General features: G+C 56.6%; 11 protein-coding genes. 8 read left to right on the top strand and 3 right to left on the bottom strand.

Going from position 1 to position 9054, the window contains the following annotated elements:
• Positions 1–14: 14 nt before the first annotated feature.
• Complete coding sequence (locus tag AC1UK9_RS18230) at positions 15–227, bottom strand: hypothetical protein (RefSeq protein WP_025111213.1); 213 nt, start codon at positions 225–227, stop codon at positions 15–17.
• 132 nt (positions 228–359) lie between these two features.
• Here AC1UK9_RS18230 and AC1UK9_RS18225 point away from each other — a divergent pair, with 132 nt between their 5' ends.
• A complete protein-coding gene (locus AC1UK9_RS18225) occupies positions 360–665 on the top strand; it encodes a hypothetical protein (RefSeq protein WP_482578221.1) in 306 nt (101 codons plus the stop codon).
• A 168-nt stretch (positions 666–833) separates the two neighbouring features.
• Positions 834–1151 carry an I78 family peptidase inhibitor gene (locus tag AC1UK9_RS18220; RefSeq protein WP_025111215.1) on the top strand — a complete coding sequence of 106 codons (318 nt, stop codon included), beginning with the start codon at positions 834–836 and terminating at the stop codon, positions 1149–1151.
• A 72-nt stretch (positions 1152–1223) separates the two neighbouring features.
• Here the strand turns inward: AC1UK9_RS18220 and AC1UK9_RS18215 are convergent, their stop codons facing one another.
• The gene (locus AC1UK9_RS18215) at positions 1224–1436 is read right to left on the bottom strand and encodes a cold-shock protein (protein WP_003179963.1); all 213 of its coding nucleotides are present in this window, start codon (positions 1434–1436) and stop codon (positions 1224–1226) included.
• Between the two features lie 292 nt (positions 1437–1728).
• Positions 1729–2028: a hypothetical protein gene (locus AC1UK9_RS18210; protein WP_320328654.1), complete on the bottom strand. Its 300-nt coding sequence runs from the start codon at positions 2026–2028 to the stop codon at positions 1729–1731.
• A 381-nt stretch (positions 2029–2409) separates the two neighbouring features.
• On the opposite strand from AC1UK9_RS18210, the gene thrS reads away from it, so the two are divergent.
• From thrS to pheT, 6 genes are all read left to right on the top strand, one after another.
• Positions 2410–4332 carry a threonine--tRNA ligase gene (gene thrS, locus AC1UK9_RS18205; protein WP_025111217.1) on the top strand — a complete coding sequence of 641 codons (1923 nt, stop codon included), beginning with the start codon at positions 2410–2412 and terminating at the stop codon, positions 4330–4332.
• Entirely contained in the window at positions 4332–4883 is a 552-nt protein-coding gene (gene infC / locus AC1UK9_RS18200) for a translation initiation factor IF-3 (RefSeq protein WP_170929410.1), read from the top strand. The genes thrS and infC overlap by 1 nt, the downstream gene beginning before the upstream one ends.
• 60 nt (positions 4884–4943) lie before the next feature.
• Positions 4944–5138, top strand: a complete 195-nt coding sequence (gene rpmI, locus AC1UK9_RS18195) for a 50S ribosomal protein L35 (RefSeq protein ID WP_002553160.1) — start codon at positions 4944–4946, stop codon at positions 5136–5138.
• A gap of 28 nt (positions 5139–5166) precedes the next feature.
• Positions 5167–5523 carry a 50S ribosomal protein L20 gene (rplT, locus tag AC1UK9_RS18190; protein WP_002553161.1) on the top strand — a complete coding sequence of 119 codons (357 nt, stop codon included), beginning with the start codon at positions 5167–5169 and terminating at the stop codon, positions 5521–5523.
• A 109-nt stretch (positions 5524–5632) separates the two neighbouring features.
• Positions 5633–6649: a phenylalanine--tRNA ligase subunit alpha gene (gene pheS / locus AC1UK9_RS18185; protein ID WP_003226365.1), complete on the top strand. Its 1017-nt coding sequence runs from the start codon at positions 5633–5635 to the stop codon at positions 6647–6649.
• Between the two features lie 26 nt (positions 6650–6675).
• Positions 6676–9054, top strand: a complete 2379-nt coding sequence (gene pheT / locus AC1UK9_RS18180) for a phenylalanine--tRNA ligase subunit beta (RefSeq protein WP_473013006.1) — start codon at positions 6676–6678, stop codon at positions 9052–9054.

Raw genomic sequence — 9054 nt, 5'->3', positions numbered from 1 at the left:
CGACCTGCGGGTTTTTACTCTCTCTCGGTGTCCTGCGTGTTTTTCTGATCATGCTGATACCGTTCGAACACTTGAGCGATAAACGTTTGTGCGCCTTGGGTTCCCATCGTCTTGACCAGCAGATCGATGCTGATCAATGCCAGCTCCTCCGAACTGCCCGGGCTATACGAGCTGTGCCCTTTTGGCCACAGGACTTTGATGTCGGCGGTGATGCTTACGGTACTCATGAGTGCGCTCGAAAAGTCGGGAATGTCTGAGGGCGAGTTAACCACTTTGTCGGGCGTTTGGCACTGCGACTTAGGCATGAGCGTGATGCTATGCGACACTTGGTCTTTTCCGGCAGATCCAAGGAATGCGCTGTGCAGATTGATTTGAACATCCCCGATGGCCTGACAGTCGAGGCTGTGCGCCAGTTACTGGCTTCGGCCAGCGATGATGTGCACACACAATTGCGTGTGACCAAGGGTGGGATTGCCTACATTTCTTGCGGCGTGACGGGTGGTCAGGACATCGATGGCCTGCTGTTTCGGCTGGAGACCTGGGCCAAGGGTTCGGGGTATGTCGGCAACGTGGCGGCCAGCGATGAAGTCTGGGTCATGCAGATTTTCAATGCGCTCAAGGACAACTGGCCGAATCCGCCACACGATTACATCGACATCTACTGAGCTTCGTTAATATTCGGTGACGATTGTCTGAGGATGCGTTGCCCGTTCTTGAGGCAGACTCGACGTTTTTCCGGATCGTGGGGCAGGGTGATGGCACTTGCTGTGAAACCAAACGCCGGATTGGCGGTCGCACGATCTCAGCTTAACCATTTGAAAGAAGGAGGCTTCATGCCTTTGAAGTTCGCGTCTCTGGGTGCACTTATGGCCGTTGCCATGTTGGCCGGTTGCAGCACAACTTCCAGCGAGTCGGCAAAGGATCCTGTGGCGACCGATGCCGGTCATAGCCGCTGTGAAGCAACGGCAGCGGAATTTGCCATTGGTAAAAAAGCTTCGCCGCAGCTGCTGGATCAGGCGCGTGCCAAGTCTGGTGCGCAAAATGCCCGCTTTCTCAAGCCGACGGACATGATCACCCTGGAATATCGCTCCGATCGCCTGAACCTGAACACGGACGCCAATCTGGTGGTCACCCGCGTCAACTGCGGCTGATCACAGACAGCTTTTGTTGCAGGCATAAAAAACCCCGTCACATGGACGGGGTTTTTTTAGTGCGCCGAGAAATTACTCTGGGCGAACTTGTGCAGCTTGCATACCCTTTTGGCCTTTCTCAGCCACGAAGGAGACGGTCTGGCCTTCTTTCAGGCTTTTGAAACCGTCGGATTCGATAGCTTTGAAGTGTACGAACAGGTCGTCACCGCCACCTTGAGGAGTGATGAAGCCGAAGCCTTTTTCATCGTTGAACCATTTAACGGTGCCGGTTTGGCGATTAGACATGGTGTATCTCCAAGAAACATATATTTTCAGTAGTACTGTGCTGCTCAGGCCAACTGGGCACACCCGGGTATCATAGTCGAAATGTTCGCTTTGGTAGCCCCCCGGACGTGCTGTTTGCTTTCATATTGCATTCATTTCAACCTTTGAAATGTCTGCAGGCCCCGGTTTCAGAGGCTTTCGTCCGAAAATTCAGGGCGTAAAAAAAGCTATAAAACCTGCGTAAATTATCCAAATCAGGGGCTTTTTGGCGGTTTTAAGACTGCCGCAGGCCCGAAAAATCATTCGTCAGTGCTTATTTCTGCACTCGGCAAACCGAGATTTCCTTGAGTGCGCGCTGGCCCAGTTCACCACTTGGCGGGGTGTTCTTGTCCATCAACTGCGCGATTTCCTGCGTGGTGAATTTTTTCTCCAGGACATCGGCACCGCACGTGCAGTGCTGTTTTGCCACAGTTGGATTGACACTTTGGGCAGCAGCTTTGGTGCAGTCATTCATGTACTGGTCTTTGACGCCAGCAGGCCATGCCGCGTTGGCGCTCAGCGGCAGCAGCAGGGCCAGCGGGGCCGCGAAAGCAAAAAGACGGATAAGGCGCATGTCTGAAACTCCTTGGTTTGATATCGGCGACGATTCTCAGCCTATTTGAGGCAAAGCGTATATCCCAAGTTCACTTTGCGCCGCAAAAATGCACAAATCTTCATCGCTGCAAATCGTGCGAGTCGATGACCGCTCATCTGTGCTAGCATGCCGGGCTCAAGCGTTCTCAGGCTCCGGACGGCCTTCAGCCCCGGCAGCGGTCAGCGTGCGAACATTCTGATTTGAATCCCAGTCACTCTGGTTCGGTTTTCCGGTTGGCCGCAAGGCTCCTGCCGCTGTAAGGCAGGCGTTCGTCATTGAATGGCCTGGATCGGATCTTGTACTGGCTCATCCCAACCCACGTGACCTTTGGTAGGGGTCACCACTAGGAGAGGAGGCGCCATGCCAACTATTACTCTTCCCGATGGCAGTCAACGTTCATTCGATCACCCGGTTTCCGTAGCCGAGGTCGCCGCATCCATTGGTGCCGGTCTGGCCAAGGCCACCGTGGCCGGCAAGGTCAACGGCAAGCTGGTCGATGCCTGCGACATCATCGACAGCGACGCGACGCTGCAAATCATCACGCCAAAGGATGAAGAGGGGCTGGAGATCATTCGCCACTCTTGCGCGCACCTGGTTGGCCATGCGGTCAAGCAGCTGTACCCGACGGCCAGGATGGTCATCGGTCCGGTCATCGACGAAGGCTTCTATTACGACATCGCCTTCGAACGTCCTTTCACTCCGGACGACATGGCCGCCATCGAGCAGCGCATGCATCAGCTGATCGACAAAGATTACGACGTCATCAAGAAAGTCACTCCGCGCGCCGAAGTGATCGAAGTGTTCAAGGCTCGCGGCGAAGACTACAAGCTGCGCCTGGTCGAGGACATGCCGAACGAACAGGCCATGGGCCTGTACTACCACGAAGAATACGTCGACATGTGCCGCGGTCCGCACGTGCCGAACACTCGCTTCCTGAAATCCTTCAAGCTGACCAAGTTGTCCGGCGCCTACTGGCGCGGCGATGCCAAAAACGAGCAGTTGCAGCGCGTTTACGGTACTGCCTGGGCTGACAAGAAGCAGTTGGCGGCTTACATCCAGCGCATTGAAGAAGCGGAAAAACGCGATCACCGCAAGATCGGCAAACGCCTGGGTCTGTTCCACACCCAGGAAGAAGCGCCGGGCATGGTGTTCTGGCACCCGAATGGCTGGACCCTGTACCAGGTGCTCGAGCAGTACATGCGCAAGGTGCAGCGTGACAACGGCTACCTCGAGATCAAGACCCCGCAAGTGGTCGATCGCAGCCTGTGGGAGAAATCCGGGCACTGGGCCAACTACGCCGACAACATGTTCACTACCGAGTCGGAAAGCCGCGACTACGCCATCAAGCCGATGAACTGCCCATGCCACGTGCAGGTGTTCAATCAGGGCCTGAAGAGCTACCGCGAGCTGCCGATGCGTCTGGCCGAATTCGGTGCCTGCCATCGTAACGAGCCGTCGGGTGCGTTGCACGGCATCATGCGTGTTCGTGCGTTCACCCAGGACGATGCCCACATCTTCTGCACCGAAGAGCAGATGCAGGCTGAGTCCGCTGCGTTCATCAAGCTGACCATGGACGTTTACCGCGACTTCGGCTTTACCGATGTCGAGATGAAACTGTCCACTCGTCCGGAAAAACGCGTGGGTTCCGACGAACTGTGGGATCGCGCTGAAGCCGCACTGGCTGCAGCCCTTGATTCTGCGGGCCTGCCTTACGACCTGCAGCCGGGTGAGGGTGCGTTCTACGGTCCGAAGATCGAGTTCTCGCTGAAAGATTGCCTCGGTCGCGTCTGGCAATGTGGTACCTTGCAGCTCGATTTTAACCTGCCTGTCCGTTTGGGCGCTGAATACGTCTCCGAAGACAACAGCCGCAAGCATCCGGTGATGTTGCACCGTGCGATCCTCGGTTCGTTCGAGCGTTTCGTCGGGATTCTGATCGAGCACTACGAAGGTGCGTTCCCTGCGTGGCTTGCGCCAACCCAGGCAGTGATCATGAATATCACTGATAAACAGGCAGATTTCGTCGCCCAGGTTGAAAAAACTCTCAACGAAAGCGGATTTCGTGCCAAGTCCGACTTGAGAAATGAAAAGATCGGCTTTAAAATCCGCGAGCATACTTTGCTCAAGGTTCCCTATCTTTTGGTTATCGGAGATAAGGAAGTCGAGATGCAGACTGTCGCTGTGCGTACTCGTGAAGGTGCTGACCTGGGCTCGATGCCCGTCGCCCAGTTCGCTGAGTTTCTCGCGCAAGCGGTTTCCCGGCGTGGTCGCCCAGATTCGGAGTAATTATTATTAAGCGTGAAATGAGACAAGATAAACGAGCTGCACCGAAAGCCCCGATCAACGAGAATATCTCGGCACGCGAGGTTCGGTTAATTGGCGCTGATGGCGAGCAGATTGGCATCGTCTCGATTGATGAAGCGCTTCGTATTGCTGAAGAAGCAAAGCTTGATCTGGTAGAAATCTCTGCTGACGCAGTCCCACCGGTTTGCCGGGTGATGGACTACGGCAAATCGATCTTCGAAAAGAAGAAGCAGATTGCAGCGGCGAAGAAAAACCAGAAGCAGATTCAGGTAAAAGAAATCAAGTTTCGTCCAGGGACGGAGGAAGGGGATTACCAGGTAAAACTGCGCAACCTGGTACGTTTCCTGAGTGACGGGGACAGGGCCAAGGTATCCTTGCGATTCCGCGGCCGTGAGATGGCCCACCAGGAGCTGGGGATGGAACTCCTCAAGCGGGTTGAAGCTGACCTGCTCGAGTACGGTTCGGTCGAACAGCATCCTAAGATGGAAGGACGCCAGCTGATCATGGTCATCGCCCCGAAAAAGAAGAAGTAATCAACAGGGCACGGCAGGCCTTCTGATTATGTTTATCAACTGAATGCGGAGTATCCGAACATGCCAAAAATGAAAACCAAAAGTGGTGCTGCTAAGCGGTTTCTGAAAACTGCTAACGGTATCAAGCACAAGCACGCTTTCAAGAGCCACATCCTGACCAAAATGTCGACCAAGCGTAAGCGTCAACTGCGCGGTAGCAGCTTGCTGCATCCGTCTGACGTGGCAAAAGTCGAGCGCATGCTGCGCCTTCGTTAATTTTAGTCAAGAATAGAGGAAGTAACTCATGGCTCGTGTAAAGCGTGGCGTCATTGCCCGTAAGCGTCACAAAAAAATTCTGAAACTTGCTAAAGGCTACTACGGCGCACGCTCCCGCGTATTCCGTGTTGCCAAGCAAGCGGTAATCAAGGCAGGCCAATACGCCTACCGTGACCGTCGTCAGAAAAAACGTCAGTTCCGCGCTCTGTGGATCGCTCGTATCAACGCTGGTGCTCGTGTTAACGGTCTGTCCTACAGCCGTTTCATCGCTGGCCTGAAAAAAGCGTCCATCGAGATCGACCGTAAGGTTCTGGCTGATCTGGCAGTGAACGAAAAAGCGGCGTTTGCTGCGATTGTCGAGAAAGCTAAAGCCACCTTGGCTTAAGTACCCCCGACAGTCACCCGGCCTCACCTCTGTGGGGCCAGGTGTTAAACGTCATAAATAGGGGAAGAGCCTTCAAGCTCTTCCCCTATTTTGTATCTGGAGTCTGTACATGGAAAACCTGGATGCGCTGGTCTCTCAAGCACTAGAGGCTGTGCAAAGCGCTGAAGATATCAATGCCCTGGAGCAAATCCGGGTTCAATACCTTGGCAAAAAGGGTGAATTGACTCAGGTGATGAAGACCCTGGGGAATTTGCCGGCAGAAGAGCGTCCGCAAGTCGGTGCGCTCATCAACGTTGCCAAGGAACGTGTCACAGGCGTTCTCAATGCGCGCATGGCGCTGTTTGAAGAAGCCGAACTGGCTGCCAAACTGTCTGCCGAATCCATTGATGTGACGTTGCCGGGCCGTGGCCAGACCTCCGGTGGTCTGCATCCGGTTACCCGGACTCTGGAACGTGTCGAACAGTTCTTCACCCGCATTGGCTACGGCATCGCCGAAGGCCCTGAGGTCGAAGACGACTATCACAACTTTGAAGCGCTCAACATCCCAGGCCACCACCCGGCCCGGTCGATGCATGACACCTTCTACTTCAATGCAAACATGCTGCTGCGCACCCATACCTCGCCGGTACAGGTCCGCACCATGGAATCGAAACAGCCGCCGATCCGCATCGTCTGCCCAGGCCGCGTGTATCGCAGCGACTCCGATATTACCCACTCGCCGATGTTCCACCAGGTCGAAGGCCTGCTGGTTGATCGCGACATCAATTTTGCCGATCTCAAAGGCACCATCGAAGAGTTCCTGCGGGTGTTCTTCGAGAAAGAGCTGGCTGTTCGTTTCCGTCCTTCGTACTTCCCGTTCACCGAGCCATCCGCTGAAGTCGACATGGAATGCGTGATGTGCAGCGGTAAAGGCTGCCGCGTCTGCAAGCAGACCGGCTGGCTGGAAGTGATGGGCTGCGGCATGGTGCACCCGAATGTGCTGCGCATGTCCGGCATTGATCCGGAAGAGTTCTCCGGCTTTGCCTTCGGCATGGGCGTCGAGCGTCTGGCCATGCTCCGTTACGGCGTGAACGACTTGCGTCTGTTCTTCGACAACGACTTGCGGTTCCTCGCGCAATTTCGCTAGTCGTAACGAATTCTTAGGAGAGCAGGATGAAATTCAGTGAACAATGGCTGCGTGGCTGGGTTAGCCCGCAGGTAAATCGCGACGAGCTGGTTGCTCGCCTGTCGATGGCCGGTCTTGAGGTCGATAGCGTTACGCCGGCCGCCGGTGTATTCAGCGGCGTGGTGGTGGGTGAGGTGCTGAGCACCGAGCAACACCCTGATGCCGACAAATTGCGCGTTTGCCAGGTGAGCAATGGCGCGGAAACCTTCCAGGTCGTGTGCGGTGCGCCAAACGTGCGTCCGGGCCTGAAGATTCCGTTTGCCATGATCGGTGCCGAGTTGCCGGGCGACTTCAAGATCAAGAAGGCCAAGCTGCGTGGCGTTGAGTCCAACGGCATGCTCTGCTCGCAAGCCGAGTTGCAGGTTGGCGAGGGCAACGACGGTCTGATGGAACTGCCGGTCGATGCGCCGGTGGGCGAAGATTTCCGTGTGTACCTGGATCTGGAAGACGCCAGCATCGAGGTCGACCTGACCCCGAACCGCGGCGACTGCCTGTCCCTGGCCGGTCTGGCCCGTGAAGTCGGCGCGCTGTATGCCGCTCCGGTCACGCGTCCGGTGGTCATGGCCATTCCTGCCGTGCACGATGAAGTGCGCTCGGTAGAAGTGCTGGCTCCAGCGGCATGCCCGCGTTACCTGGGCCGTGTTGTCCGTAACGTTGACCTGTCCAAACCGACGCCGCTGTGGATGGTTGAGCGTCTGCGCCGCGCCGACGTGCGCAGCATCGACGCTGCCGTCGACATCACCAACTACGTGATGCTTGAACTTGGCCAGCCGCTGCACGCCTTCGATCTCGCCGAAATCAATGGCGGCATCCGCGTACGCATGGCGGAAGAGGGCGAGAAGCTGGTACTGCTCGACGGTCAGGAAGTCAGCCTGCGTAGCGATACGCTAGTGATTGCCGACCATACTCGCGCTCTGGCGATTGCCGGCGTGATGGGTGGCGAGCACAGCGGCGTGTCCGCGACCACTCGCGACGTGTTCCTGGAAAGCGCATTCTTCGACCAGATCGCTGTCGCTGGCAAAGCCCGTTCCTATGGCTTGCACACCGACGCATCGCACCGTTACGAGCGCGGCGTGGACTGGCAGCTGGCCCGTGAAGCCATGGAGCGCGCCACTGGCCTGCTGCTGGAAATCACGGGTGGCGAAGCCGGCCCGATCATCGAGACCGTCAGCGAGCAGCACCTGCCGTCAATCGCGCCGATCACCCTGCGTGCGCAGCGCATCACCCAGATGCTGGGTATGGAAATGGATTCGGCGCAGGTCGAGCGTCTGCTCAGCGGCTTGGGTCTGAACATTTCCGCTGACGGAGCCGGGCAGTGGCGCGTAGAAGTACCAAGCCACCGCTTCGACATCAGCCTGGAAGTCGATCTGATCGAAGAACTGGCGCGTCTGTACGGCTACAACCGCCTGCCGGTTCGTTACCCACAAGCGCGTCTGGCGCCACAAGCCAAGGCTGAAGCACGTAGCGATCTGCCTGAACTGCGTCGTCTGCTGGTGGCTCGCGGTTACCAGGAAGCGATCACTTACAGCTTCATTGATCCGAAGCAGTTCGAGCTGTTCAATCCAGGTGTCGAGCCGCTGTTGCTGGCCAACCCGATCTCCAATGACATGGCTGCCATGCGTTCCTCGCTGTGGCCGGGTCTGGTCAAGGCGCTGCAGCACAACCTGAACCGTCAACAGGATCGCGTGCGCCTGTTCGAGAGCGGTCTGCGCTTCGTCGGTCAGTTGGAAGGCCTTAAGCAAGAGCCGATGCTGTCCGGTGTGGTTTGCGGCAGCCGTCTGCCGGAAGGCTGGGCGCAAGGTCGCGACACCGTCGATTTCTTCGACGTCAAGGCTGATGTTGAAGCGGTGCTGGGCTTCGCTGGTGCACTGGAGACCTTCACTTTCGCCCCGGGCAAACACCCGGCGCTGCACCCGGGTCAAACCGCGCGCATCGAACGCGAAGGCCGTGAAGTCGGCTTTATCGGCGCGATCCACCCGGAATTGTCCAAAGCCTTGGGGCTGGATCGTCCGGTCTTCGTTTTCGAGCTGGTTCTGGCTGAAGTGGCGCTCGGTAAAATGCCGAAATTCCACGAGTTGTCGCGCTTTCCTGAAGTGCGTCGTGACCTTGCACTGATTGCGCACAAAGACGTCGCGGCCTCGGCGGTGTTGGACGTAATCCGTGAAAATGCAGGCGAATGGCTCACGGATCTCAGGCTGTTTGACGTGTATCAGGGTAAAGGTATTGATCCTGATAGAAAAAGCCTTGCAGTTGGCTTGACCTGGCAGCATCCATCGCGCACTCTTAATGACGATGAGGTGAATTCGACGACGCAAAATATCCTCACCTCGCTCGAACAAAGGTTGAACGCCACGTTAAGGAAGTGA

Source organism: Pseudomonas sp. AK-TSAG1-1 (assembly GCF_056821665.1).
Note: the sequence above shows the minus strand (reverse complement) of the source record. Positions and strands in the feature narration are given on the sequence as shown.